Source organism: Phenylobacterium haematophilum, assembly GCF_014196295.1.
Classification (GTDB): Bacteria; Pseudomonadota; Alphaproteobacteria; order Caulobacterales; family Caulobacteraceae; genus Phenylobacterium; species Phenylobacterium haematophilum.
In genome coordinates this window covers 464,417-489,859 of the sequence record NZ_JACIDK010000003.1, presented here as the reverse complement: position 1 = coordinate 489,859, position 25,443 = coordinate 464,417, and the positions used below count along the sequence as shown (strand labels likewise).

Here is a 25,443-nt window from a genome sequence, read left to right as displayed (position 1 = left end):
GCCCTCCACGAGCCGTGAGCCGCCTATGAACCGCCGTTTCGCCCTGCTGATCGTCCTCTCCATGGTGCTCGGCGTGGGGGTCGGGTGGGCCTGCAACCAGTTCCTCAGCGCAGACCAGGCCAAGCAGGCGGCCGAGGGCCTCTCCCTCATCACCGACGTGTTTCTGCGGCTGATCAAGATGATCATCGCCCCGCTGGTGTTCACGACCCTGGTCGCCGGCATCGCCCATATGGAGAACGCAGCGGCCATCGGCCGGATCGGCGCCAAGACCATGGGCTGGTTCATCGGCGCCTCGGTGGTCTCGCTGTTGGTCGGCCTGATGATGGTCCACCTGCTGCAGCCGGGCGCCGGGCTGCACCTGGAGACCGCGGCCGCCGCCGCGCCGACCGCCGCCAACACCGACGCCTTCACGCTGAAGGGCTTCATCACCCACCTCGTGCCGACGTCGATCGTCGACGCCATGGCCAAGAACGAGATCCTTCAGATCGTCGTCTTTTCGCTGTTCGTCGGCACCGCAGTGGCCGCCGTCGACGACCGCGCCCCGGCCGTGTCCGTCCTGGTCGAGCAGGGCGCTCAGATCATGCTGAAGGTCACCGAGTTCGTGATGAAGCTGGCCCCGCTGGCGATCTTTGCGGCCCTGGCCTCTACGATCGCGACCCAGGGCCTGGCCATGCTGGCGGTCTACGGCAAGTTCGTCGTCGGCTTCTACGCGACCATGGGCGTGCTGTGGGTGCTGCTGTTCATCGCCGGCTTCTTCGTCATCGGAAAGCGCGTGATCCCGCTGTTCGGCGTGATCCGCACCCCGGCCCTGCTGGCCTTCTCGACCGCAAGCTCGGAAGCCGCCTATCCGCGCATCCTCGACGCCCTGCCGAAGGTCGGCGTGCGACGCCGCATCGTCTCGTTCGTGTTGCCGCTGGGCTACTCGTTCAACCTCGACGGCTCGATGCTCTACTGCACGTTCGCGACCATCTTCATCACCCAGGCGCACGGCGTGCATCTGACGGTCCAGCAGCAGATCTTCATGCTGCTGCTGCTGATGGTGACCTCGAAGGGAATCGCCGGCGTGCCGCGCGCCTCGCTGGTGGTCATCATGGCCACCCTCACCTACTTCGGACTGCCGGAAGCCTGGATCGCCATCGTGCTGGGCGTCGACCATCTGCTCGACATGGGTCGCTCGGCGACCAACGTGGTCGGCAACTCGGTCGCCGCCGCGGTCGTGGCCAAGTGGGAGGGCGAGTTGGAGGACATCGAAGATCAGGATCCCGACGCTTCCGGCGAGCCCGCCAAGGCGAGCGCCTAGCCGGCCGTCGGCTTCGCGCAGGCGTCCAGCGCCGCGCCGGATTCAAGAAACGGATGGGCGCGGCCAAGCGAGGCCGCGCTCGAAGCGGTCATGCGACGCGGACGTGACAGGCTGATGACGACCCTAGCCGACCAGGCCCCGTAGGAAGACCACCGTCTCGACGGCGGCGTAGAGAACAGCTCCGATGACCACGAAATCGAAGGCGCGACGCGCCAGGGTCAGCATCGGATTGCGCCGCACGACCGGCGCCTCTTCGGCGAATGTGAAACGCATGGTGTCCTCCGTTGGGACGTCTTGCCCTATCGGAGAACGGTGACCGCAAGCTGCGGGCCAGTCGCTACTTGGCCAGCATCGCCCAGCTCCAGAGGCCCAGGGACGCAATCAATAGGGTCCACATGAAGACGCGCAGAATGGCCCAGCCGCTGGGTGGCGGTTTGCGCGGCGTCGGCTCCTCGTACTGGATCGAAAAGCGGGTCATGCGCGGACGGATAACAACGTTCCGTCAATGTCCCGTAAACGGTTTTGGTTAGTTTCTGCGCCCTTAACCCTAATGCTCGCGCCACGGTTTAAAGGAGTTGACCAATGCACGCCGGATCCTGCCTCTGCCGCGCCGTTCGCTACGAGGTGGAGGGCGATCTACCGCCGATTCAACTCTGCCACTGCAGCGACTGCCGCAAGGCCCAGGGCGGCCCGTTCGGCGCCAACATCCCGCTGGAGACCGCCAATTTCCGCCTGCTCAGCGGCGAGGAACTGCTGACCGCCTACGAGTCGTCGCCTGGCAAGGAACGGGTGTTCTGCCGCCGCTGCGGCGGGCCGCTGTTCAGCCGACTAGCCACTAAGCCCGGCGCGATGCGGCTGCGGGCCGGCACGCTTGACGCGCCGGCGGACGCCACCTTGGGCTTCCACTTCTACGTCGACTCCAAGGCGCCCTGGTGGCCGATAACCGACGACCTGCCGCAGTATCCTGACGCTCGCCCCTAGCGGAGCGGATTGGGCCGTGCGACGCCGCCGCCCGGCAGTTCGACGCGATAGCTCCCGAAGCGCGCGTCCGGCGACATGTAGTCGGTCGAGACGAACTGGGCGCCCGAAGCAAAAGCGGCGTCGCGGCGAGCGGTGTCGCCGTCGCGGGCCTCGACGGTGTCGGCGTCGGCGCGGGTGCGCACGATGATCCCGGCCTTGACCGCCGCGGCGATGCGGGGCGCCTGCTCCTGCGGCTCGTTCAGCGTTATGTAGCCGGCCGCCGGGGAGGTCTCGTCGATGTTGACGAACATCGCCCGGCCTTCCAGCGAGCGGCGCTGGCCACGATAGACGGCGACCTGCTCGGGCGGAGCGTCGAGCGCGAACATCACTTTGCCGCGGGCCGCTTTGAGCGTCGGCCAAGCGCCCGCGGCCACTGCCTCGCGCAGGCTGGCGCGGTCGCCCTGGATTCCATCGGGCGTGATCAGGTCGCGCTCGGCGAACACAGAACGGATTTCGGCGTCGACCGCATCCATCGCGGCGGCGTCGAAGACCGGCGCATCCACGGCCCCGGGAACCTTCAACCCGCCTTCCTTCAGGTTCAGCAGCACGAGAACCGGCAGGTGGTCGGGGTGCGCCTTCGACCAGTCGGCGATCTGTCGCAGACACTCGGTGAACCGCGGGCAGCTCGATCGGTAGTCGACGTCCTGGGCGTGCATGACCTTCATGCCCGGCGCGCGCAGCGGCTCGAGGTCGTAGGGCAGGTCCGGCGCCATCTTCATGGCCAGCGGCGAGGCGTAGCGCCCGCCCTGCGGATCATGCAACAGATCAAGCTCCACCTGGCGGGCGCCCGCGTCGAGCTGTGCGGCGAGCGGGGGATGGGCATAGTCGAGGCCGTCGGCCTGCTTGGGGTCCACCGCGCGCAGCAGCGCCATCTGCTTGGGCGCGATCGCCTGCTTATAGGAGTTATGGGTGCCGACGGCCTGAAGGTCATTGAGCTTAAGGGCGTCGACCGCTTCTTGCCTGCACCCCGGCGCGCCGCTGGGCTTTTCCAGGTCGCAGCCAGCGTGGATGGCTGCGGCCGCTGCGATCGCGGTGATGATCATGATTTACCTCCCCGGTGCGCTCTGGCGGCGCTTCAGTCGACGCTGATCACCAGCGGTTCGTCCGGATGCTCGCCCCTCGCGGCCGCCCCGATCAGCTCACAGAACCGTTCGGGCCATATTCGGTCGCTGGTGGCGGCGATCTCGTCCAGGCTCCACCAGCGGATGTCGTCGATGAGGTCGCGCTCGTACTGCTCCCACCCATCGCGGGTCGGCTCGCCGCCGCGGCATCGCGCCACGATGTAGCTTTCCTTGAACCGCACCGTCTCGCCGGTGACCAGCGCGCTGACCGACTCGCGGACCCATACGATCGGCCCCAGTTCCACGCCCTCGACGAAGCCGGTCTCCTCGGCGATTTCGCGCAGCGCCGCCTCGATCAAAGTCTCGCCGGGCTCGACCCCGCCGCCGACCGTGAACCAGGACGACGTATGCGCCGGGCGGTTCGGCAGGCGCCCCTTCAGCAGCAGGATGCGACCGCTGTCGTCGAACAACAGCACCCTGGCCGTCGGTCGTTCGCGCATTCGCCCCTCCTGTGTCCTGCGGCGACAAACCCCAGCCGCCCGCCGCATTTATGGCGAACCTTGGTCTCAACGTGAAATTAATCGCGTCGGTCAAATATGCGGCGCTTTCCGCGGGATGGAGCCCACCGCTTGTCACTAGCCCCTCAGCGTCTGCTCGGCTTCGCGTTCGCGAGCGCGGACCTCCTGCTGGAGATGGCGTCGGACGGCCGCATCGCCTTGGCGATCGGGGCGAGCGAGGCGCTGTCCGGGTCCGCGGAAACCGATCTGGTCGGCCGCGCCTGGCGTGACTTCATCGACCCACGCGACCGCATGATGGTCGCGGCCCTGCTGAACGGCCTCAGGGACGGCGGCCGCGGCGGGCCGATCGTCGTCGGCCTGGCCGGCGAGACCGACGGTAAACGCGCCGCGTCCATGACCGCCTTCAAGATGCCCGGCAACGGCGGCGCGATCTCGTGCGCCCTGAGCCGCGCCGCGCCTAAGAGCAGCCACGACCTGCACGACAAGTCCGGCTTCGAAGCGGCCACCGGCGCTTTGATCGAGGCTGCGCGCGCCACCGGTGAAGAACTGGAAATGGCCTTCCTCGAGTTCGGCGGTCTGGAGACTTTGCGCGACCGGCTCGGGCCGGAAGCTTTTATGGCGTTGGAACGGCGCCTGATAGGCGGCCTGCGCGCGCAATCCCATGGCGGCTCGACGGCCGCCAGCCTCGGCTCCGACCGCTTCGCCCTGGTCCGCCAGAAGGGCGACGGCGTCGATGCGCTGGTCCAACGCCTGATCACCGGCGTGACCTCCGACTCGGCGTCGGGCCTGAGCGCCAATGCACGGCTGATGAGCCTGCAGTCCACCGCCTCGCCGGCGCAGCTCGCCCGCGCCATCCGCTACACCCTAGACAACTTCATTGCGGAAGGCGTCGGCGACGGGTCGTCCCTCGACCTCAACGACATGGTGGACCGCTCCATCAAAAAGACCCTGGCCGATGTCGGGGTGTTGGGCTCGGCGGTCAACGACAAGCGCTTCCGGCTCGTCTTCCAGCCGGTGGTCGACTTAAAGGCCGGATCGTCCCTGCATCACTACGAGGTGCTCGTCCGGTTCGGCGACAGCGCCAGTCCCTATCCGATGATCCGCATGGCCGAGGAGCTCGACATGATCGAGCCGCTCGACATCGCCGTGGTCGATGAGACGATCGCCCGGCTGGCCGCCGAACCCGACCTGAAGCTGGCGGCCAATGTCTCGGGCCGCACGATCATCAGCCCCGCTTTCATCGCCGCCGTGCGGCAGATGCTGGCCAAATCGCCGAACGTCGCCGGCCGGCTGCTGATCGAGATCACCGAGAGCGCCGCCATCGACGACCTGGCCCTCGCCGACCGACATCTCTCGGCGCTCCGCCAGGAAGGCTGCATGATCTGCCTGGACGACTTCGGCGCCGGCGCCGCGTCGCTGGCCTATCTCCAGCAACTGACCCTCGACATCGTCAAGATCGACGGTCGCTACATCCGCGAGCTCCAGCACGGCGGCCGCGAGAGCACCTTCATCCGTCACCTGGTGCGTATGTGCGCCGAGCTGAAGGTTCGGACCATTGCTGAGATGGTCGAGAACGCCGCCGCCGAAGATGCGGTCCGCCGGGCCGGCGTCGACTTCGCCCAAGGCTGGCTCTACGGCGCGCCCGGCGAGATCCCCGTTCAGCACCCGGCGCCCGTAGCCGCCGTAGCGGCGGCCCGTCGTCCGGCCGCCCGCCGCGTGGGTTCAGTTGACAGCTGGGGCTGATGGTCCAGCCCCATTTCACGACCGATCGCCTGATCCTGCGCCCCCGTCAGGCCAGCGACCTTGAGGACAGCGTCGCGATCAACAGAGACCCGGAAGTCATGCGCTATCTCGGCGCGGTCTGGCCGCCCGAGCGGCAGCGCGCGCACCTGTCGGCTCAGATAGACACCGACTTCGGCGACGGCCTCGGGTACTGGAGCGTGTTCGAACAGGCCGCGCCGGATCGCATGCTGGGCTGGGCCCTGCTGACCCCGCTGCCCGGCACGGACGACGTCCAGATCGGCTACCGCCTGCGCCGTGACGCCTGGGGCCGCGGCATCGCCACCGAGGCCGGCGCCCGGCTGATGGACCACGCCTTCGCCGGGATCGGCCTGCCCGCCCTCGCCGCCAGCGTGCACCCCGATAATCTTGGCTCGCAGCGCGTCCTTGCCAAGCTCGGCTTCGCCGATGCGGGGACCTACGAGGCCGGCGGCAAGATCGAACGTCTCTACCGTCGGCTCGCCTAGGGTCAGCCGCGCGCGCGGGCCACGTACTGGTCCACCACCGCCTCGAGCACCGTAAGCGGCATCGCACCCGAGAGCAGGCCCGCATCGTGGAACTTGCGGATGTCGAAGTTGGCGCCGAGCGCCGTCTTCGCCTTTTCGCGCAGCCGCAGCCACTCAAGCTTGCCAACCATGTAGCTGCACGCCTGGCCCGGCCACACGACGTAGCGTTCGATTTCGGTGGTCGAGGCCGTCGTCGGCGTGCCGCTGATTGCGGTCATCGTTTCGATGGCCTTCTCGCGGCTCCATCGCTTGGCGTGCATGCCGGTGTCGACGACCAGACGCGCAGCGCGGAACAGCGCCGCCTGGATATAGCCGATCTCACCGCGCGGATCGCCTTCGTAGACCCCCATCTCCCGAGCCAGTTCCTCCGCATAGAGCGCCCAGCCCTCGCCATAGGCCGACAGGAAGGTGGCGCGGCGGATCATCGGCAGGTCGGCCTCCTGCTGCAGCGACAGCTGCAGGTGATGGCCCGGGACGCCCTCGTGATAGGTGATGGTCGGCAATGCCCACTTGGGATACTCGGCCGTGTCGCGCAGGTTCAGCCAGTAGATGCCGGGCCGTGCGCCATCCAGGCTGGGCTGGTTGTAATAACCACCGGGGGCCGCCGCCTCGATCGCCTTGGGCACGCGCTGAATCTTTAGCGGCGCCTTGGGCAGCGTCCCGAAGTACTCCGGCAGGCGTTTGCTGGTGGCGGCGACCAGATCCATCAGGTCGGCGATCAGCTTTTCCTTGCCGGCGTCGGTGTTCGGGTAATGGTAGCGCTTGTCCTTGTAGAGCGCCTGGATCCGCTCGCCGACCCCGCCTTTGGTCAGGCCCTGGCCCTTCAGCAGTTCATCGGCCCGGGCCTGCAACGACTTGGCCTGCTCCAGGCCGATATTATGCACTTCATCGGCGCTCAGCCGCGTCGTCGTCGAGCCGTGCAACGCGTGCTCGTAGTAGGCCTCGCCGTCCGGTTGACGCCAGACGCCGGCGTCGTGCCAGGTCTTGCCCTGGATATCCTTGAAGAGAGCGATCTGCCGCTCCAGCGCCGGCGCGACCGTCTCGGCATAGATCTTGGCCGCCTGTCCGGCATAGTCGCCGGCGAAGCCCTTCTCCTTGGCGCGGCGAGCGACTGAAGTCACCAGCCCCGAAACCTCCGGCGGGACCAGCATGCCCTGCATCTGCGGCAACGCGCGGGCGACGATGAAGTCCGGCGGGATCACCCCAACGCCGATGTCTCTGCGGGCTCGCTCGACCTCGTCGTCGATCACCTTGCCGAAGTCGGCCAGGCGCGAAAGGTAGGCGTCGGCATCTTCCTTGGTTTCGATGCGGTGCTGGTTGTCCAGCCAGTCGGGCGTCGACTGATAGGAGCCGCTCAGCTGCGAGATCATGTAGGGCACGCCGGCGCCCAGATAGCCGTAGTCGAACCGCTGGTTGGCGGCCTCCGAAGTCTCCAGGTTGAACAGCACGCTGTCATAGTTGACCCCCGCCATTCCGCTCAGCCGGCTGCGGTCGATCGCCTTCAGCTGGGCCAACTGCGCCGTATTCAGAGCCTTGGCGCGGGCCTTCTCGGCCAGGGAGGCGTCGTCGAGTTTGAACTTGGCAGGGGCGCGGGCGTCCTTGTCGAGACCGAGGCCGGTCACCAGCTGCGGCGAGTCGTCCAGCGCCTGCTGGAAGATCTTCTCCAGGAATGCATTCAACTGCGCGGCGGCGTCCGGAGCCGGCGGCGCGGGCGGCGGCGCAATGGCGGCGTCAGGCGCTGGGGACTTGCTGGCGCAGCCGCCGAGGACGGCCAGCGCGCCGGCTGAAAGAAGAAGCTGTCGGCGACTAAGCATGTCCGCCCCCCAAAATGTCACAAAGTGACCGGACACTACGGGGGACGTCGCTCCCGCGACAAGATATGGGCATGGCGCGGCCGGATAATTCGCCGTAGTGCGAGCCGCCGCGTTCAAGGTGCTGTCGTAGAAGCACCTCATTCTGCTGGCAAACGCTATAGCCCCCGTGACGGAACTGGACCTCGTGACTGACCGCAAGCCCGCCGACTGGAGCCGCAAGCTCGCCGCCTACAAGCGCCCGCGCCTGTCGCGAAGCCTTTTTGAACTGGTGCTGACGGCCTCGACTTTGGCCGGCCTGTGGGGCCTCGGCTGGGCCGCGTTCCACTTCGGCCTCTGGTGGCTGGCGCTGTTGCTCACAGTGCCCGCGGCGGTCTTCCTGGTCCGACTGTTCATGATCCAGCATGACTGCGGCCACGGCTCGTTTTTCGAGGACAAGGCCGCTAACGACTGGGTCGGGCGCGCCATCGGCCTGCTGACCCTGACCCCATATGACTACTGGCGGCGCACGCACGCCATGCATCACGCGACCTCAGGCAACCTCGACCGCCGCGGCCTGGGCGTGATCGAGATGCTGACCGTCGAGGAGTACCTCGCCCTCTCCCCGATCCGTCGGCTCGGATACCGGCTTTATCGCAATCCGGCCGTCATGTTCGGCCTCGGGCCGACCTTCGTCTTCTTCCTGCAGCAGCGACTGCCGATCGGCCTGATGAAGGACGGCTGGCGGCCCTGGGCTTCAACGCTTGGCAACACCGCCATAATCGCAGTCGGCGTCGGTCTGATGATGTGGCTGCTAGGGATCGCGCCGGTGATCCTGGTCAACTTCACCACCATGGTCATCGCCGCCACCATCGGCGTCTGGCTGTTCTTCGTGCAGCATCAGTACGAGGGCGTCTCCTGGTCGCGCAACGGCGAGTGGAAGCGCGACGACGCGGCCCTGCACGGCAGTTCGCATTACGACCTGCCCCAGCCGCTGCGCTGGCTGACCGCGAACATCGGCATCCACCACGTGCACCACCTGTCGGCGCGCATCCCCTTCTACCGCCTGCCGCAGGTGCTCAGGGATCACCCTGAACTGCGAGAGGTCAGCCGCATCGGCCTGTGGGACAGCTTCAAAAACGCCCGCCTGGCCCTGTGGGACGAGCGCGGCCAGCGTCTGGTCTCGTTCCGCGAAATTCGCGACCTGCCCCGCGCAGCCTGACGCCCCTGCCCTGGGGTCAACGTTGACACCCGTGCGCCGCTGACCCCCAACTTCCTCCCAAAACAAAGACATTGGGAGGTGACGTCGTGAGCGCGTGGACATTCGCTGACGTCTGGGAGGCGATCGCCGCCAGACAGCCTGACCATCCGGCCCTGATCCAGGGCGGCCGCGTCGTCACGTGGGCCCAGTTCGACGCCCATGCCGACGCCCTCGCCGCCCATCTGGTCGGCCACGGGATCACCGCCGACGCCAAGGTCGCGGCCTACCTCTACAATGGGCCGGAGTACCTCGAGACGTATTACGCCGCGTTCAAGGCGGGCGTGGCGCCGATCAACACCAACTATCGCTACGGCGGCGACGAGCTGACCTACCTGTTCGACAACGCCGACGCCCAGGCCGTGGTCTTCCACGCCGGCTTCGCCGCGACGCTGGCGCCGCTGCGCGCCAAGCTGCCGAGCGTGAAGCGCTGGATCGCGGTCTCAGAGCCTGGCCACGCCATTCCCGACTGGGCCGACGACTACGACCAGATCGTCGCCGCCGCCCCGGCCCAGCGCCCGTTCAAGGCGCCCTGGGGCCGCTCACCCGACAACCTGCTGCTGCTCTATACCGGCGGCACCACCGGCATGCCCAAGGGCGTGATGTGGCGCCAGGACGACCTCTTCAACGTCATAGGGGCCGGCGGCCATGCGTTGATGGGCCTGCCGCCGCTGGAGGCGGTCGGCGACCTCGCCGCGCGCCTCGGGACCTATCCGTCGCCGACCACCCTGGTCTGCTGCCCCCTGATGCATGGCACCGGACAGTTCTCGGCCTTCATCACCCTTAACATCGGCGGTGCTGTCGCCACCCTGCCCTCCCGGCACTTCAACGCCATGGAGCTCTGGGACGAAGCGGTGCGCTTGAAGGCCGACAACATCGTCATCGTCGGCCTCGCCTTCTCGACCCCGATGCTGGAAGCGCTGGAGGCGAATCCTGGGCGCTGGGACCTATCGAACGTCAAGGCGATGAGTTCCTCCGGCTCGATGTGGAGTCAGGAGAACAAGCGCGGGCTGCTCAGCCATGCGCGCAACGCGATGATCATGGACTCGTTCGGATCGTCCGAAGCGGTCGGCCTGGGAGCCTCGGCCTCGGCGCCAGGCGCGGAGGCGGCGACTGCGGCCTTCATGCTCGGCCCCAACTGCGCGGTGTTCACCGAGGAGGGCCGCCGGGTTGAGCCGGGGTCGGGCGAGCGCGGTCTGGTCGCCGTCTCCGGCTTCCTGCCGGTCGGCTATTACAAGGACCCCGAAAAGAGCGCCAAGACCTTCAAGACCATAGAAGGCCAGCGCTGGAGCGTTCCGGGCGATTGGGCCGAGGTCAATCTCGACGGCACCCTCAAACTGCTCGGGCGCGGCAGCCAGTGCATCAACACCGGCGGCGAGAAGGTCTTTCCGGAAGAAGTCGAAGAGGCGCTGAAGACCCACCCTTCGGTCCGCGACGCTGTCGTGGTCGGCGTGCCGGACGCCCGTTTCGGAGAACGTATCTGCGCTGTGGTGGAAGCCGAGCCCAGCGCCGACCCGCCTAGCCTGGAGGACATGGCCGCCCACGTCCGATCACGCTTGGCCGCCTACAAGGCGCCGCGCGAACTGGTGGTGGTCCCCAGCATCGGCCGCGCCCCCAACGGTAAGGTCGATTACAAGGCCAGCCGCGAGCGGGCCCTGGCCGCGTTGGGCGTGGGGGCGTAGCGCCCCCTTTTCCGTCAGGAGCGCCGCGGCTCGGGCGAGACCTGGATCAGCAACTTGCCGTCATGGTCGCCCGTGAACAGGCGGCCAAGCGCGCTGACCGCGTTCTCCAGGCCGTCGACGACATGGACTTTCCACTTGAGCTGGCCGCCGGCCACCAGGGGCTCAAGCTCGGCCATCGCCTCTGCCGCGCGCGGCAGATAATCGATGACGATGAAGCCCTTGATCAGGATGCGGTGCATCAGCACGCGTCCAAAGTCGCTGGGGCCGGGGATCGCACCCTCGCGGTTGTAGGTCGAGATCATCCCGCACAGGGGCATGCGGCTGAAGTTGTTCATGTGACCTATGACGGCGTCCATCACCTTGCCGCCGACGTTCTCGAAATTGATGTCGACCCCGTTCGGAGCCAGCCGCGAGAGGGCCTCGCCGACATCTTCGGACTTGTAGTCGATGGCTCCGTCGAACCCGAGTTCGTGGGTGAGCCAGCGGCACTTCTCGGCCCCGCCGGCGATGCCGATCACCCGGCAGCCCTGCAGCTTGGCCAACTGGCCCACGATCGATCCCACCGCGCCGGCGGCGGCGGAAACCACCACCGTCTCGCCCGGCTGCGGCTTGCCGATGTCGTTGAGCCCGAAATAAGCGGTCAGCCCGGTCGCGCCCAGCACGCTCATATGCGCGGTCAGCGGCACGTCGCTCAGGTGCGGCACCCGGCGGGCCATTCCCTCGTGGACCACGGCGTAGTCCTGCCAGCCGCCGAGGCCGGCGTTGACGATCTCCCCCTCGGGCAAGGCCGCGTTCCGCGACTGCTCGACCACCCCGATGGCCCCGCCGCGCATCACCTCGCCGATCTGCACCGGCGGCAGATACTGGTCCTGATCGCTCATCCAGATGCGGTGGGTGGGATCGAGAGAGAGGTAGATGTTGCGGACCAAAACCTCGCCGTCCTGCAGCTCGGGCGTCACCGTCTCGATCAGTTCCAGGTCATCGGGAACGATCTCCCCCGCTGGACGACGACGCAGGATCCACTGACGGTTGGTCGGCATGGAGATCTCCTTCCCAGAGGTCCCCGATCATGGGCCGCGAGCCGCCGCCGAGTCGAGCGGCTAGAGCGGATGCTCGCGACGTTTCAGCCGACCACTGAGCAAGCTGAGCGCCCCCAGCGCCGCGAGCGGCAGCGCCACTTGCGGCCTCAGGAGCAGGCTGGCGTCGGGCGTGCGGCCGCCCAGAAGGGCCTGACCTAGCCCGGCGCCAAGATAGCTGTAGATCAGCGAATAGGGCACCGCGCCGACCGCAGTGGCCGCCACATATGCCCGGAACGGCGCGCGCGCGCAGCCGGCCGCCAAGTTGACCAGGCCGAACGGACTTAGCGGAACCAGACGCAGTGTCAGCAGGTAGCGGAACGGGGCGCGGTCGAACCCCTCCATCAGCTTGCGGAACCGTCCGCCGGTCAGCGCCGCGCGGATACGATCGCCGGCTGCGAATCTGGCCGCCAGATAGGTCATGATCGCGCCTAGCGTCGATCCGACGATGGTCGCCAGCGCGCCGACCAGCGGGCCGAACAGAAAGCCGCCGGCCAGCATGAGCACCAGGCCGAGCGGCACGAACGCCCCCGTCGCGACGGCGTAGAGCCCGACGAACACGGCCATCGCCGCGATCGGCGTAGCCGCGACCTCGCCGCGCAGACGGATTTCGTTGGCCTGGACGCTGTCGAACGAAAGGGTCGCAAGGCCGCTGGCGTAGAGCGCGACCGCCGCGCCGATCAGCAGCACCGCTGGTATCCACCGCGCGGCGATGCGCAGGCGGGTCATGTGTCGATCTTTGTCCGTCTCGGTCATCCGGCGTGCGCCTTCGTCCCTGACCCGCGCGTCCTCAGCCGAGAAGAACGCGCGACCACAGCCTAGGACTGATTTTGTGACCGGACCAAGACGCCTATTTTCGCTGGTCGTTGCCTTTTTTCTTCCACGGCGGCTTGCCGGCCTTGGGGCCTGGCGAGCCGGGCGGCCCCTTGAATGCGGGCTTGCCGCCCTCGTGCGCAGGGCCCTTGCGGAACGGCTTGCCTTCGCCGGGCGGTCCCTTGCGTGAGGTCGGCTTGCCCTCGACGGGCGCGCCTTTGCGGAAGGGCCGATCGCCGCTCGGCGGGCCCTTGCGGTGAGGACCGCCACGCGGCGGCGAGGTCGGGCCGCCAGGCGGGCCCGAGGCTTCGATCCTGATTTCGTCGTCGACCGTCGCCTTCACGGCGGCCGCGAACTTGGCCTCGGCTTCCTTGGAGATCTCGAACTTCGTCTCGCGATCGAAAATGCGGATCGAGCCGATGTCCTTCTTGGTGATGTGGCCGAGGCGGCAGATCATCGGGATCAGCCACTTAGGGTCGGCGTTCTTGGCGCGACCGACGGTGATCCGGAACCAGGTGACGTCCTCGGGCGCCAGGCGCGGTGGTCGGCCGACCGGGCCGTCTTCGCGGTCGGACGGCTCCCAGCGATCGCCGCGCTGCGGGCGCTCGCGATCCCGCGCCTGAGCATCGCGCATCCGGCTGTCGTCATAGAGTTCTTCCGGCGCCGGCAGGCGCTGGCGGTAGAGGCGCATCAGGGCCGCGGCCACCTGTTCGGCGCTGCGGGTCTCCAGCACCAGGCGCGCCAGGGCCAGATCTTCCTCGGCCGGGGCCTCGGTGAGGATCGGGTCCTCGAGCATCCGGGCCTGATCCTTGGCCTTGATCTCGTCGGCGGTCGGGGGACCCTGCCATTGGACGTCGACGCCGGCGGAGGCCAGCAGCTGCTCGGCCTTGCGACGGCGGGTATAGGGCACCAGCAGCACGGAGGTGCCCTTGCGGCCCGCACGACCGGTGCGGCCCGAGCGGTGCAGCAGCGCCGGCTTGTTGATCGGAAGGTCGGCGTGGATCACCAGGCCGAGGTCGGGCAGGTCCAGGCCGCGGGCGGCGACGTCGGTCGCGACGCAGACGCGGGCGTGACCATCGCGCAGCGCCTGCAGCGCTTCAGAGCGTTCGCGCTGGCCGAGTTCGCCCGACAGGCCCACGACCGAGAAGCCGCGCTCGCGCAGCGCGGCATGCATGTGGCGCACCCCGTCGCGGGTGTTGCAGAACACCAGCGCGCCAGGGGCCTCGAAAAAGCGCAGCACGTTGACGACGGCCAGTTCGACTTCGTTCGGCGCGACGCGGACAGCGCGGTATTCGATGTCGCCGTGCGGCTCGTCGCGGCGCACGGTGTCGATGCGCAGGGCGTTGCGCTGATAGCGCTTGGCCAGGGCCGCGATGTCCTTGGCGATGGTCGCCGAGAACAGCAGCGTGCGGCGGTCGACCGGCGAGGAGTCGAGGATCTCTTCCAGGTCTTCGCGGAAGCCCATGTCGAGCATCTCGTCGGCCTCGTCGAGGACGAGGACGCGCAGGGCGCCGAGGTCGAGGTTGCCGCGCTCCAGATGGTCTTTCAGTCGGCCAGGCGTGCCGACCAGGATGTGGCAGCCGGCGGCCAGGGCGCGCTGCTCACGACGCGGATCCATGCCGCCGACGCAGGTCTCGACCTTCGCCCCAGCCTGTCCGTAAAGCCAGCTGAGCTCGCGAGCGACCTGCATGGCCAGTTCACGGGTGGGGGCGATGGCCAGCGCCAGCGGCGGGCCAGGCTGACCGAACCACTGCTCCTCGCCCAGCAAGGTCGGGCCGGCCGCCAGACCGAAGGCCACCGTCTTGCCAGACCCGGTTTGGGCCGACACCAGCAGGTCGCGGCCCTCGGCTTCCTCCGTCAGGACGGCCGCCTGTACGGGGGTGGGTTCTTCGTATCCCTGGCTCGCGAGCGCGCGCGCCAAGGCGGGATGGATGTCGGGGAAGGCCATGGTCGTCCTTGAAGGTTCGCGCCACACACAAAAAGGAGCGCGGGCGCGCCTTAGAGGCCAAGCAGGCGTCTACGGCAAGCCTTACAACGCGGAATTCGTACCGTCGGGCGCAAGCGCCGCAGAAACAAACGTGCCAAGCTGGTGCGATCAAGGGAGATGAAATGTCGAATTACGAAGCGCAGATCGCCGCCGCCCTCGCCGTCACCGACGCGTTCATGACCGCCTTCAACGCCCGAGACCTGCCGGCCTTCGAGCAGACCTTCAATTTTCCGAGCGTACGGCTGGCCTCGAACACTTTGACGATCATCGAGCCCGGCTATCACCAGCCGCAGATGTTCGAGAAGGGTCCGCTGTCGGACTGGGACCACTCGGCCTGGGAGCGGCGCGAAGTGATCCATGCCGGGGCCGACAAGGTGCACCTCGACACCCGCTTCACCCGGTATCGCAAGGACGGCAGCGTCATCGGCGGCTTCGACTCGATCTACGTGATCACCTGCGAGGACGGTCATTGGGGCGTCAAGGCGCGCTCCAGCTTCGCGCCCTGAGGCTGGACATTTGCGGCGGAACGGACTCTGACCACGCCGATGTCTAATTCAGTGAAGACCATCGCGGTCGTCGGCGGCGGCCCAGCGGGGCTGATCGCCGCCGAGATCCTCAGCGCCGCCGGCATGAAGGTGACGCTCTACGACCGGATGCCGACGCTCGGGCGCAAGTTCCTGATGGCCGGCCGGGGCGGCCTCAACCTCACCCACTCCGAGGATCCGGCGACATTCGTGGGTCGCTACGGCGCGGCCGCCGACTGGCTCGGGCCGATGATCGCAGCGTTCGCGCCCGCCGACCTGGTGGCCTGGGCGCACGGCCTAGGGCAGGAGACCTTTGTGGGTTCCAGCGGGCGGGTGTTCCCGAAGGCGCTGAAAGCTTCTCCCCTGCTGCGCGCCTGGCTCGCGCGGCTGTCCGCGCAAGGCGTGGAGCTGCGGTCGCGGCAAGAATGGCGCGGTTGGAACGCGGACGGCGCCCTGGTCTTCGCCGGCGCCGACGGCGCGATCGAGACCGCCTCGCCCGACGCCACGATCCTGGCGCTGGGCGGCGCGAGCTGGCCGAAGCTCGGTTCGACCGGCTCGTGGACGGGGCTGCTGGCGGACCGGGGCGTCGCCCTCGCGCCGTTCAAAAGCGCCAACGCCGGCTTCGACGTCGGCTGGAGCGCGGTGTTCGCCGAGCGCTTCGCCGGAGAGCCGCTGAAGAACATCGCGCTCAGCTTCAACGGCCGGACCGTGCGCGGCGAGGCGATGGTCGCCGCCTATGGCATCGAGGGCGGCGCGATCTACGCCCTGTCGGCGGACCTGCGCGAGGCGCTGGACCAAGGCCCTGCAATTCTGGATGTCGACCTGACCCCCGACCTCAGCCGCGCTAAGCTGACTGACCGGCTGCACCGCGGGCCAGCCGGCCAGTCGACGACCAATCTGCTGCGCAAGGCCGCGGGGCTGACCCCGGTCGCCATCAGTCTGCTGCGCGAGGCGCATGGGTTGGAGCTGCCCCGCGAACCCGGCGCGCTGGCGCGGGCGCTCAAGGCGGCTCCCCTGAGACTGACCGGAATGCGCCCGATCGAGCGTGCGATCTCGTCGGCAGGCGGCGTCGAGCGATCCGCTGTCGACGATCACCTGATGCTGCGGGCCGTCCCTGGCGTCTACGCGGTGGGCGAGATGCTCGACTGGGAGGCCCCGACCGGCGGCTATCTGCTGCAGGCCTGCTTCGCCACCGGTGTTCGCGCCGCCCGATCGATCCTTACGGCTTAGCGCGCAACCGGTCGCTCAAGGTCGGGCGCGGCTTCTTCTTCGGCGGGGCGGGCTTGGCGCGGGGCGCGGGCAGCGCCGGCAAATGCTCAGAGCCGTCGGCCAGCAAGCGCCCCGCCAACATCATGTCGGCCTTCACGGCGCCGAAGTCGCCTGCCTCGACCCACGCCCGGACGGTCACCTCGACGAACGCCTCGGACATGCCGGTCAGTTCGACCGCCGGAGCCGGGTCCTCAAGCACCAGGGGATTAGCCTCGGCGCGGGCCTTCAGTCCCTCCATCAAGGCCGGCACGTCGCGCTTGAGGTCGGTCTTGATCACCGCGTCGACGCGGCGGCGGCTGTGGTAGCTGGTGTTGACGATGACGTCGCCGAACACCTTGCCGTTGGGCAGCACGACCTTGAGGTTGTCGGGGGTGGTCAGCTCGGTGACGAACAGGTCCAGCGCCCGCACGGTGCCGGTCCGCCCGGCCACCTCGATCACGTCGCCGACCCGGTAGGGCCGGAACAGCAGCAGCATCACCCCGGCCGCGACATTGCTCAACGTGCCCTGCAACGCCAGGCCGACCGCCAGCGAGGCGGCGCCCAGCACCGCCAGGATCGAGGTCGTCTGCACGCCCAGCTGCTGCAGCACCGCAATGATCCCGACGACCATCACCAGGTAGCGGGCCGCCGAGCCGGCGAAGCCCTGCAGGGTCACGTCCGGGGGCCCGCCGCCATGCACGCGGGCGATCAGTCGCCGCACGAGCCGCGCGGCCCAGCCCGCCGCCCACCAGGTGACGGTCAGGATGATCACGGCGACGACGAGGTTCACGGCCAGGTCGCCGGCCGCGTCGATGAACTTGTGGAAGACGTTCTCGTCAGCCCGGACCGTCTGGTTCAGACGGGTGGTGATCTCGCGTTCAAGTCCCTGCATGCCCACCGCTTAGCATCGACGCCCCCGCCAAGGCCAATCCGCGGCCCAACGCTAGGCCGCCTTCTGAAGTTCCTGCTTCACGCGTTCGGCCAGCGTCTTGATGTCAATCGGCTTGGGCAGGAACGAGATGTTCTCCTCGCCCTCCAGCAGGTTCGAGAACTCCGCCTCTGCGTAGCCGGAGATGAACATCACCGGCGCGCCGGCCAGGTAGGCGCGGGCGTGCTTGAGCAGATCCGGCCCCTGCATGCCCGGCATCACGACATCCGAGATCATCAGATCGATCTGGCCGGCATGCTGTTCGGCGAGTTCCAGCGCTTCCTCGCCCGATCCGGCCTCGATCACCTCGTAGCCGCGGGCGCGCAGCAGCTTGGCGGCCACGGTGCGCACCGCGTCTTCGTCTTCGACGAACAGGATGCGGCCGGCGCCAGACAGGTCGCGCGCCTTTGGCGGCGCCTTGCTGGCGGCCGGCGTGGGCGCAGGCGCGGCGGCGGTGGGGATGTGGACCGGCAGGAAGATCCGGAAGGCCGCGCCCTCGCCCGGCTTGGAGGCGACGCTGATCCAGCCGTCCGACTGTTTGACGATGCCGTAGACGGTGGCGAGGCCCAGCCCGGTGCCCTCGCCCACCGGCTTGGTGGTGAAGAACGGGTCAAAGATCTTGTCCATCACCTCGGGCGGAATGCCGGGCCCATCGTCCGAGACCTCGATCAGCGCCTGGTCGCCCTTGGCGGCCGGATAGCCCTGGGCGGCGGCCTCCTCCTGGGATAGCCGCGCCAGACGGATGCGGACGACGCCGCCGCCGTGCGCGCGCACGGCGTCGCGGGCGTTGACCGCCAGGTTCATCACCGCAGTCTCGATCTGGCTGCGGTCGGCGCGCACGTGCGGCAGATTGCGGCCGTACTCGGTCTCGAGCTTCACGTCCTCGTAGAGCACGCGGCGCAGCAGCACCTCGGACTCGCTGATCAGCTCGCCGAGATCGAGGGTCTCGCGCTGCACGGTCTGCTTGCGCGAGAAGGCCAGCAGCTTGCGGACCAGGTCGGCGGCGCGGGTCGAGGTCGAGCGGATCTCGTTCAGGCCCTCGTAGGAGGGGTCGCCGACCGGGTGGCGCTGGGCCAGCACGTCGAGCTGGAAGAAGATCGCCGTCAGCAGGTTGTTGAAGTCGTGGGCGACACCGCCGGCCAGCTGGCCAATGGCCTGCATCTTCTGGCTCTGCGAGAGCTGCAGCTCAATCTGCTTCTGCTCGGACACGTCGACCAGGTAGGCGACCCAGCGGCCGTCGCTCCGGGAGAGGTAGAGGTGGGCGATCTTGGCCGGATCCCTGGCTAGCCGCACTTCCAGGGCCCCGACATGGCCCTCGGCCAGCTTCAGGACGGCGTCGGCGCGCGACGCCGCGTCGATCAGGTCGCCGAACCGCGAGCCGCTGGCCGCGCCGCCCGACAGGCCGGCCAGGGCGGGGTTGGCCTCAATGATCGTCGCCTCGAACGGGTCCTCCCCGTCCAGCAGCGCTGCGCCGAACGGCGAGGCGGCCGCGAACGCGTCGAGCACCTTGGGCGGCGGGGGCTTGGCGGTGTTGAAGGCTTGCAGCACCTCGGCCGCGGCCGGCGGCAGGGCCAGCGGCGGCGCTTCGGCCAGGCGCACCAGGAAGCGGCGCTCGCCCAGCGGCGCGACGGTCGCCGAATGCTCCGAGCCGTTGTTACGGATCGAGGCCTGGGCCGTCTCGCCTCGGCGCGCGGCGGTCAGGGCCGAGAACAGGCTGGCGGCCGACGAACCGCCCTTGGGCAGACGGGCGGCCGCGCCCAGCATCGCACGCCAGGCGGCGTTGGCGGCATGGATGCGCCCGTCGGCGGCGGCGATCGCCGCCGGCTCGGTCAATGCGTCGACCATCTGGTCCGCGCCAGGCTCGCCGGCCACCACAGGCTCGGCCGAGTTGCGCAGGGCGAACAAGCCCAGGCACGCCACGCCGAACAGGCCGATCAGCAGCATCACCCCGGCGCGCGTCGCCGGTCCGGCATGGAAGGCCGGCACGGCCGCAAAGCCGACCGCGGCGAGAAAGCAAAGCACCGCCATCGCCGTCATCGGGTCGAAGCGGCGCGCCGCGCGGTCCTTCGTCTTGGGCTTTGCCATGCGACGGTCCCGGTTGAATTCGAACGGGGAGGCCTGCGCCTCCGGCGAATCAGTCACGCAATGTTCTCATATTTCTCAGTGGTGGCGGGCCTTTGCGGCCACCCGCGCGCTGCTCTGCATGATGAAGCCGATCAGCTTGGCCACGGCCTCGTAGTGAGCGGGCGGAATGAAGTCGTCGAGCTCGACCGCCGCATAGAGCGCCCGCGCCAATGGGGGATCCTCAATGACCGGCACGCCGTGCTCTTCGGCGAGGGCCCGGATCTTGAGCGCGACGGCGTCCATCCCCTTGGCGACGCACTGCGGCGCATTGGTCTCCCCAGCCTCGTAGCGCAGCGCCACGGCGTAGTGGGTTGGGTTCATCACCACCATGGTGGCGTTGGGCACCGCCGCCATCATCCGGCGACGCGAGCGCTGGATGGCGATCTGACGGCGTTTGGCCTTGAAGTGCGGGTCGCCTTCCGAGTTCTTGAACTCTTCCTTCTGCTCTTCCTTGGTCATGCGCATGCGCTTCAGGAAGCGCTGGCGCTGCCAGAGCCAGTCGAACCCGGCGATCGCCAGCATCAGCGCGGCGGTCGCGAACACCAGCTTGCGAAGGATTTCGACCATCAACGGCAGCATGGCCGCCGGATCCAGGGCGGCCAGTTCCTTCAGCGGATGGATGTACGGCTTCATCACCACCCAGCCGACCCAGCCGACCATGATGATCTTCACGATCGACTTGAAGAACTGCATCAGGCCGTCGGGCCCGAGAATGCGCTTCAGGCCGCCGAGCGGAGAGACCTTCTTCCAATCCGGTTTGATCTTGTCCGGGCTGTAGAGCAGTCCCGTCTGCACCAGGTTGCCGGCCGCGCCCATGACGGCGGCGACCATCATCACGCCCAATAGGATCGGGGCCGAGGCGCGGGCTACGTGGCGGGCCACGTCGATCGAGCCGTGACCTTCGAGACTGATGCTCTCGGGCCGCGCGATGAACGGCAGCAGCTCGGCCGCCAGGTTGCGCGACATCCAGCCGCCGGCGATGGCGATCACCGCGGCTGCGCCCACGAACGAGGCCAGCATCGCCAGGTCGGGGGTCTTGGCGACGTCACCTTTTTCTCGCGCCTTGGCGAGTTTCTGGGGTGTCGCCTCTTCTGTCTTGGAGGCTGCGTCCTGTTCGTCGGCCATGGCCTATCCCAGGAACAGCGAGACGAGCTCGCGATAGCGGTTGAGCCAGACCATGCCGATGACACCGAGGCTGAGCGCGAAGATCGACAGGCCCAGCAGCACGATGAGCGGGGTGACGACGAAGAACACCTGGAACTGCGGCATCACCCGCCCGACCAGGCCGGCGGCGACGTTGAAGATCACCGAGAACACCACGACCGGCGCAGCCAGCTGCAGGCCCAGCCGGAACGAGCCGGCCACCGTCTGCACCGCAAGCTGCGTGCTGTCGGCGATCGCGAGCTCACGCGTGAACGGGAACACAGCGTACGACCGCACGATCGCAGCCAGGAACATGTGATGCAGGTCGGTGGCCATGATCAGGGTCACGCCGATCAGCATGAGGAAGGTGCCGAGCGTGGTCGAAGGCTGCGCCTGGCCCGGCGCGGCGGTCTGGGCGAAGGACAGCGTGGTCTGGATGGAGATGATCTCCCCGGCCGTCGACAGCGACGAGAGGAATAGCTTGAGGATCGTGCCGATCATCAGGCCGATCAGCAGCTCCTTGATCACAGCGCCGGCCACGCCCGACACCGTGCCCGGCACCGGCAGGCCCTGCGCCACCACAGGCATCAGCATCATCGCCATCAGCAGCGAAAAGCCCAGTCGGATGCGCGGCGGCACGCTAGTGTCGCCCAAGCCAGGCAGCAGCATGACGATCGCGCCCACGCGAGCGAATATCAGCCCGGCGGCGTAGACCTGATTGGCGGCGGCGAAGCTTTCCATGCGGGCGGCCGGGCGGCCGCTACATCGCTGCGATGCGGGCGGCGATCTGGCGCATGAAGCCGCTCATCAGCGCGCCCATCAGCGGCAGGAACAGCAGCAGCGACAGAAAGATCGCGACGATCTTCGGCGCGTAGACCAGGGTCGCTTCCTGGATCTGGGTCAGGGCCTGCATCAGGCCGACCCCGACCCCGACCACCAGCCCGACGATCAGCACCGGCGCGCAGAGTTGGATGGTGAGCCAGATAGCGTCACGACCGACGTCCAGAACTTCGGCGCCGCTCATCGGTAGGCCTCTTGGGTACGCGTGAAACGCTGGAAATCAGCTAGGTCGAAATTGCCTACTTATGGTTAACGAAGGGCTACTTCGAAGGTTCGAGGGCCCGCGCCGCCTGAGCCGGCGACAGCTTGCCGCGGTCGCGATCGACGCTGTAGTTCGCCGCCCTCATCGCTTCCACGGAGATCGACCCGATCAGCGGCCGCAGCGCCTCCAGCAACCGCGCGTCATCGGCCCGCTTGGGAGAGACCAGAATCACTGCGTCGTAGGGAGGCAGCGCGCCCTTGGGGTCGCTCAGGACCACCAGCTTTTCGGCGGCGATGCGTCCGTCCGACGAGAACGCCGAGATCACGTCCGCCTCCCCGCCCGCCAGCGCCCGGTACATGAAGGTCGGCTGGAAGGAGCGCTCCGACTTGAAGTGGAAGTCGTAGGCGGCGTCGACCGCCTTCCATTCCGGCCGCGACAGGAATTCCAGGTCCGACCCCAGCGTCAGCCGCGGCGCCCGGCGGGCCAGATCAGACAGGCTGGCGATCCCCAAACTGCCGGCGCGGTCGGCGCGCATGGCGAAGGCGTAGGCGTTTTCGAACCCCAGCGATCCCAGCACCACCACGCCGTCGCGCCGCTTCAGTTCGGCGGTCAGCTGCTCCAGCACCGCCTCGCGGCCCGGATTGTCCTCGCGCTTCAGGACGTTGGTCCACAGCGTGCCGGTATAGTCGACATAGACGTCGACCTCGCCGGCCGCGAGCGCGCGATAGGCCACCGCCGAGCCCAGGTCTTCCTTGCGCGACACCCGCGCGCCGGTCGCCTCCAGCCTTTCGGCCATCAGCTCAGCCAATATGTACTGCTCGGAGAAGTTCTTGGCCCCGACCACATAGCTCGCCGGCTTGCCGAAGGCCGCCAGCGGACTCATCGCCGCCAGCGCGCCGATCACCAGCAGCGCAGCGCCCGCGATGACGAGGCCGCGCCGACGCCTGGCCGCGCCGGTCTCGATCAGCCCCAGCAGTTGGTCGACGGTCATCGCCAGCGCCGCCGAGGCCGCGCAGCCGAACAGCACGAACACCCAGTTCTCGGTCTGCAGCCCGGCGAAGATGTAGTTGCCGAGGCTGGTCTGGCCGACCGGGGTCGAGAGCGTCGCCGCCCCGATGGTCCAGACCGCGGCGGTGCGTACGCCGGCCATGATTACCGGCATGGCCAGCGGCAGCTCGACCTGGAACAGCCGCTGCCGCGGCGTCATGCCGACCCCGTCGGCGGCCTCGCGCACGGCTGAATCTACCCCGAGGATCCCGGTGGTCGCGGTGCGCAGGATCGGCAACATCGAATAGAGCGTGAGGGCCAGCAGCGAGGGCAGGAAGCCGAGCGCCGAGAACCCCTTGCCGAACACCGCCTGGCTGGCCGCCGACAGCCCCAGCAGCAGTGGATAGAACAGCGCCAGCAGCGCCAGGCTGGGGATTGTCTGGATCAGGCCGGCGAAGGCCAGAACCGGCCAGCGCAGCCGCGGACTGCGGCTGGCGGCGACGGCCAGCGGCAGGCTGATCAGCACGCCCAGCGCCAAGGCGCTGGCGCTCAGCAGCACATGCCAGGCCAGATAGTCGGGCAGCAGGGCGAAGGCCTGGGCGATGCGCTCGTTCACGCCATGCCTCCCAGCCGCTCGCGCAGCCGTTCGGCCTGGCGGCGTGGCGCCTCCAGCAGGGCGCGCACTTCCGGATCGGTGGCGCTGGCCAACAGGCCGGCCGGCGCGCCGTCCGCCAGGATCCGCCCGCCGGCCAGCACCAGGATGCGGTCGGCCAGCAGCACCGCCTCGGCCATGTCGTGGGTGACCATCACCGTGGTCAGGCCGAGCTTGTCGTGCAGCGTTCGGTAGTCCCCGCCCAGGGCGTCGCGGGTCAGCGGATCGAGCGCGCCGAACGGCTCGTCCATCAGCATGATCTTCGGTTCGGCGGCCAGCGCGCGGGCGACGCCGACCCGCTGGCGCTGGCCGCCGGACAGCTCAGACGGCGCGCGTCCGGCGACCTTCGGCGGCAGCGCCACGAGATCGAGCAACTCGTCGATGCGCCGCGCGATCCGCGTCTTGTCCCAGCCCAGCAGGCGGGGCGTGATCGCGATGTTCTCGGCCACCGTCAGGTGCGGAAAGAGCCCGATCTCCTGGAAGACGTAGCCGATCCGCCGGCGCAGCAGGTGACCCGGCAAGGCCCCGACGTCCTCGCCGGAGATGCGCACGACGCCCCCATCCGGTTGCGACAGTCCGTTGATGGTCTTGAGCAGTGTGGTCTTGCCGGAACCCGAGGGTCCGACCAGGGCGACGAATTCGCCCGGCTGGATCGTCAGATCGACGCCGGCCAGGGCTGCGTGGCCGCCGAAACGCTTGTCGATTTGCGAAAGCTCGATCGCCGCCATGCCCTAGGGGTAACACGGAGAGGTGGAAGATGAACCCCCGCCTCGCCCGTCAGATCGGCATACGCATGATTTCCTGGTAGGCGTTGATCACCTGGTCGCGGACGGCCATGACCGTCTCCAGGCTCGCCTCGGCCGCCGAAATCGCGGTGACGACGTCGATCAGTTCGGCCTTGCCGGCCACCTGGGCGGCGATCTGGCCTTCCGCCTTCTTGGTGTTGTGCATGACGTCGTTCATGGCCGACTTGACCATGGCTCCGAAGTCGAGACCTTGATCCTCCTGGCCGGCCGACGGCGGCTTGATCACCGCGGTGTTCTGGGTTGCGGCGTAGGCCTTGGCGGCGGCGAGCGCGGTCATCATGGCTTAGGCCGCCCTACTTCTTGAGAATGTCGAGGGTGCGCTGCTCCATAGCCCGCGCCGTCTCGATGACGTTGAGGTTGGCTTCGTAGGCCCGCTGGGCCTCCTTCATGTCCAGCGCCTCGACCAGGGTGTCGACGTTGGGCAGCTTTACATAGCCCTTGTCATCGGCCGACGGGTGGCTTGGATCATAGACGCTGCGGAAGTCCTTGCGGTCGGGCTCCACGCGCGCGACGCGCACGCCCTGCCCGGCGTCGGTCTTGTAGGGCGTGAACACCGGCACCTGACGGCGATAGGGGTCGCCGCCGGGCTGGCGCGACACCGACTGAGCGTTGGCCATGTTCTCGGCGATCACCCGCATGCGCGCCTGCTGGGCGCGCAGAGCGGTGGCGGCGATCATCTGGGTCGCGCCGGTCATGGGCTTGATGTCAGCCATCTAGCGTTTCCTTAGCCGCGGCCCGGCGCTCGGCTGGCCAGCCGCAGCATGCCCAGGGACTTCTGGTAGAAACTGATCGCCGCGTCGTAGTTCATCCGCGCCTCGGCCATCTTCAGCATCTCCTCCTCGAGCACGACGGAGTTGCCGTCGAGCGTCGTTTCGGAATCCTTGGCCTTGATCGGCTTGTATGGGCTGCGGTGCTGCGAGGCCGGCGTCATGTGCCCAGCCTGCGTCACCGCCTGCCCGCGGGCGGCCGAGCCGACCGCGCCGGACGCCGTCTGCGCCGCGCGCACCTGGGCCTCGAAGCTGTAAGCCTTGAGGTCGTTGGGCGTGTAGCCGGGCGTGTCGGAGTTGGCGACGTTCTGCGAGATCAGGCGCTGGCGCTCGCCGAGGTGCGAGAAGCGCCCCTTGAGCATCGCGAACAGCGGAATCTCGTTCAGGTTCATAGCTCAAGATGGTGAACAAACAGGGTTAACCGCGTCTTAA

26 protein-coding genes are annotated in these 25,443 nt (G+C 68.3%); 8 read left to right on the top strand and 18 right to left on the bottom strand.

What is annotated here, in order from left to right; genetic code table 11:
- Positions 1-25: 25 nt before the first annotated feature.
- A complete protein-coding gene (locus GGQ61_RS13215; protein WP_183773481.1) occupies positions 26-1,300 on the top strand; it encodes a dicarboxylate/amino acid:cation symporter in 1,275 nt (424 codons plus the stop codon).
- A gap of 123 nt (positions 1,301-1,423) precedes the next feature.
- On the opposite strand, the gene GGQ61_RS13210 is transcribed toward GGQ61_RS13215, so the two are convergent.
- Positions 1,424-1,573 (bottom strand): hypothetical protein, encoded by a 150-nt coding sequence (locus GGQ61_RS13210; protein WP_183773479.1) that lies wholly within the window; start codon positions 1,571-1,573, stop codon positions 1,424-1,426.
- Between the two features lie 64 nt (positions 1,574-1,637).
- Complete coding sequence (locus GGQ61_RS13205) at positions 1,638-1,778, bottom strand: hypothetical protein (protein ID WP_183773477.1); 141 nt, start codon at positions 1,776-1,778, stop codon at positions 1,638-1,640.
- Between the two features lie 104 nt (positions 1,779-1,882).
- Here GGQ61_RS13205 and GGQ61_RS13200 point away from each other — a divergent pair, with 104 nt between their 5' ends.
- Positions 1,883-2,281 carry a GFA family protein gene (locus GGQ61_RS13200; RefSeq protein ID WP_183773475.1) on the top strand — a complete coding sequence of 133 codons (399 nt, stop codon included), beginning with the start codon at positions 1,883-1,885 and terminating at the stop codon, positions 2,279-2,281.
- Here GGQ61_RS13200 and GGQ61_RS13195 read toward each other — a convergent pair.
- Both GGQ61_RS13195 and GGQ61_RS13190 read right to left on the bottom strand, forming a co-directional pair.
- Complete coding sequence (locus GGQ61_RS13195; RefSeq protein WP_183773473.1) at positions 2,278-3,363, bottom strand: phosphatidylinositol-specific phospholipase C1-like protein; 1,086 nt, start codon at positions 3,361-3,363, stop codon at positions 2,278-2,280. The genes GGQ61_RS13200 and GGQ61_RS13195 overlap by 4 nt on opposite strands.
- Positions 3,364-3,395: 32 nt before the next feature.
- Positions 3,396-3,881, bottom strand: coding sequence for an NUDIX hydrolase (locus GGQ61_RS13190; protein WP_183773471.1), 486 nt, complete (start codon positions 3,879-3,881; stop codon positions 3,396-3,398).
- Positions 3,882-4,010: 129 nt separating this feature from the next.
- On the opposite strand from GGQ61_RS13190, the gene GGQ61_RS13185 reads away from it, so the two are divergent.
- Positions 4,011-5,642, top strand: coding sequence for an EAL domain-containing protein (locus GGQ61_RS13185; protein WP_246370841.1), 1,632 nt, complete (start codon positions 4,011-4,013; stop codon positions 5,640-5,642).
- The gene (locus GGQ61_RS13180) at positions 5,642-6,145 is read left to right on the top strand and encodes a GNAT family N-acetyltransferase (protein ID WP_183773467.1); all 504 of its coding nucleotides are present in this window, start codon (positions 5,642-5,644) and stop codon (positions 6,143-6,145) included. The genes GGQ61_RS13185 and GGQ61_RS13180 overlap by 1 nt, the downstream gene beginning before the upstream one ends.
- A gap of 2 nt (positions 6,146-6,147) precedes the next feature.
- Here the strand turns inward: GGQ61_RS13180 and GGQ61_RS13175 are convergent, their stop codons facing one another.
- Positions 6,148-7,998, bottom strand: coding sequence for a DUF885 domain-containing protein (locus tag GGQ61_RS13175; RefSeq protein ID WP_183773465.1), 1,851 nt, complete (start codon positions 7,996-7,998; stop codon positions 6,148-6,150).
- A 184-nt stretch (positions 7,999-8,182) separates the two neighbouring features.
- Between GGQ61_RS13175 and GGQ61_RS13170 the strand changes: the two genes are divergently transcribed.
- Positions 8,183-9,196: a fatty acid desaturase gene (locus GGQ61_RS13170; RefSeq protein ID WP_221221006.1), complete on the top strand. Its 1,014-nt coding sequence runs from the start codon at positions 8,183-8,185 to the stop codon at positions 9,194-9,196.
- A gap of 86 nt (positions 9,197-9,282) precedes the next feature.
- Positions 9,283-10,914 carry an AMP-binding protein gene (locus GGQ61_RS13165; protein WP_183773461.1) on the top strand — a complete coding sequence of 544 codons (1,632 nt, stop codon included), beginning with the start codon at positions 9,283-9,285 and terminating at the stop codon, positions 10,912-10,914.
- Positions 10,915-10,928: 14 nt separating this feature from the next.
- Here GGQ61_RS13165 and GGQ61_RS13160 read toward each other — a convergent pair whose 3' ends face one another.
- From GGQ61_RS13160 to GGQ61_RS13150, 3 genes are all read right to left on the bottom strand, one after another.
- Positions 10,929-11,954 (bottom strand): NADP-dependent oxidoreductase, encoded by a 1,026-nt coding sequence (locus GGQ61_RS13160; protein ID WP_183773459.1) that lies wholly within the window; start codon positions 11,952-11,954, stop codon positions 10,929-10,931.
- A 60-nt stretch (positions 11,955-12,014) separates the two neighbouring features.
- Complete coding sequence (locus GGQ61_RS13155) at positions 12,015-12,719, bottom strand: TVP38/TMEM64 family protein (RefSeq protein WP_183773457.1); 705 nt, start codon at positions 12,717-12,719, stop codon at positions 12,015-12,017.
- 121 nt (positions 12,720-12,840) lie between these two features.
- Positions 12,841-14,751, bottom strand: a complete 1,911-nt coding sequence (locus GGQ61_RS13150) for a DEAD/DEAH box helicase (protein ID WP_183773455.1) — start codon at positions 14,749-14,751, stop codon at positions 12,841-12,843.
- A gap of 161 nt (positions 14,752-14,912) precedes the next feature.
- On the opposite strand from GGQ61_RS13150, the gene GGQ61_RS13145 reads away from it, so the two are divergent.
- Both GGQ61_RS13145 and GGQ61_RS13140 read left to right on the top strand, forming a co-directional pair.
- Positions 14,913-15,296, top strand: a complete 384-nt coding sequence (locus GGQ61_RS13145) for a hypothetical protein (protein ID WP_183773453.1) — start codon at positions 14,913-14,915, stop codon at positions 15,294-15,296.
- A gap of 39 nt (positions 15,297-15,335) precedes the next feature.
- Positions 15,336-16,544 carry a TIGR03862 family flavoprotein gene (locus tag GGQ61_RS13140; RefSeq protein ID WP_183773451.1) on the top strand — a complete coding sequence of 403 codons (1,209 nt, stop codon included), beginning with the start codon at positions 15,336-15,338 and terminating at the stop codon, positions 16,542-16,544.
- Here the strand turns inward: GGQ61_RS13140 and GGQ61_RS13135 are convergent.
- The 10 genes from GGQ61_RS13135 to flgB all read right to left on the bottom strand — a co-directional run bounded on the left by GGQ61_RS13135 (position 16,534) and on the right by flgB (position 25,403).
- Positions 16,534-17,454, bottom strand: a complete 921-nt coding sequence (locus GGQ61_RS13135; protein ID WP_183773449.1) for a mechanosensitive ion channel family protein — start codon at positions 17,452-17,454, stop codon at positions 16,534-16,536. The genes GGQ61_RS13140 and GGQ61_RS13135 overlap by 11 nt on opposite strands.
- A gap of 51 nt (positions 17,455-17,505) precedes the next feature.
- A complete protein-coding gene (gene cckA / locus GGQ61_RS13130) occupies positions 17,506-19,575 on the bottom strand; it encodes a cell cycle histidine kinase CckA (RefSeq protein ID WP_183773447.1) in 2,070 nt (689 codons plus the stop codon).
- A gap of 75 nt (positions 19,576-19,650) precedes the next feature.
- Positions 19,651-20,739, bottom strand: a complete 1,089-nt coding sequence (gene flhB / locus GGQ61_RS13125) for a flagellar biosynthesis protein FlhB (RefSeq protein WP_183773446.1) — start codon at positions 20,737-20,739, stop codon at positions 19,651-19,653.
- A 3-nt stretch (positions 20,740-20,742) separates the two neighbouring features.
- Positions 20,743-21,498 carry a flagellar biosynthetic protein FliR gene (fliR, locus tag GGQ61_RS13120; protein ID WP_183773445.1) on the bottom strand — a complete coding sequence of 252 codons (756 nt, stop codon included), beginning with the start codon at positions 21,496-21,498 and terminating at the stop codon, positions 20,743-20,745.
- 19 nt (positions 21,499-21,517) lie between these two features.
- Positions 21,518-21,781 carry a flagellar biosynthesis protein FliQ gene (gene fliQ, locus GGQ61_RS13115; RefSeq protein WP_183773444.1) on the bottom strand — a complete coding sequence of 88 codons (264 nt, stop codon included), beginning with the start codon at positions 21,779-21,781 and terminating at the stop codon, positions 21,518-21,520.
- A gap of 76 nt (positions 21,782-21,857) precedes the next feature.
- Positions 21,858-23,402, bottom strand: coding sequence for a glycine betaine ABC transporter substrate-binding protein (locus tag GGQ61_RS13110; protein WP_183773443.1), 1,545 nt, complete (start codon positions 23,400-23,402; stop codon positions 21,858-21,860).
- Positions 23,399-24,166, bottom strand: a complete 768-nt coding sequence (locus tag GGQ61_RS13105) for an ATP-binding cassette domain-containing protein (RefSeq protein WP_183773442.1) — start codon at positions 24,164-24,166, stop codon at positions 23,399-23,401. Before GGQ61_RS13105 ends, GGQ61_RS13110 begins: the two co-directional genes overlap by 4 nt.
- 49 nt (positions 24,167-24,215) lie before the next feature.
- On the bottom strand, positions 24,216-24,524 hold the full coding sequence (fliE, locus tag GGQ61_RS13100; protein WP_183773441.1) for a flagellar hook-basal body complex protein FliE: 309 nt from the start codon (positions 24,522-24,524) through the stop codon (positions 24,216-24,218).
- A 13-nt stretch (positions 24,525-24,537) separates the two neighbouring features.
- The gene (gene flgC, locus GGQ61_RS13095) at positions 24,538-24,957 is read right to left on the bottom strand and encodes a flagellar basal body rod protein FlgC (RefSeq protein WP_183773440.1); all 420 of its coding nucleotides are present in this window, start codon (positions 24,955-24,957) and stop codon (positions 24,538-24,540) included.
- An 11-nt stretch (positions 24,958-24,968) separates the two neighbouring features.
- The gene (flgB, locus tag GGQ61_RS13090) at positions 24,969-25,403 is read right to left on the bottom strand and encodes a flagellar basal body rod protein FlgB (protein WP_183773438.1); all 435 of its coding nucleotides are present in this window, start codon (positions 25,401-25,403) and stop codon (positions 24,969-24,971) included.
- Positions 25,404-25,443: the final 40 nt, after the last annotated feature.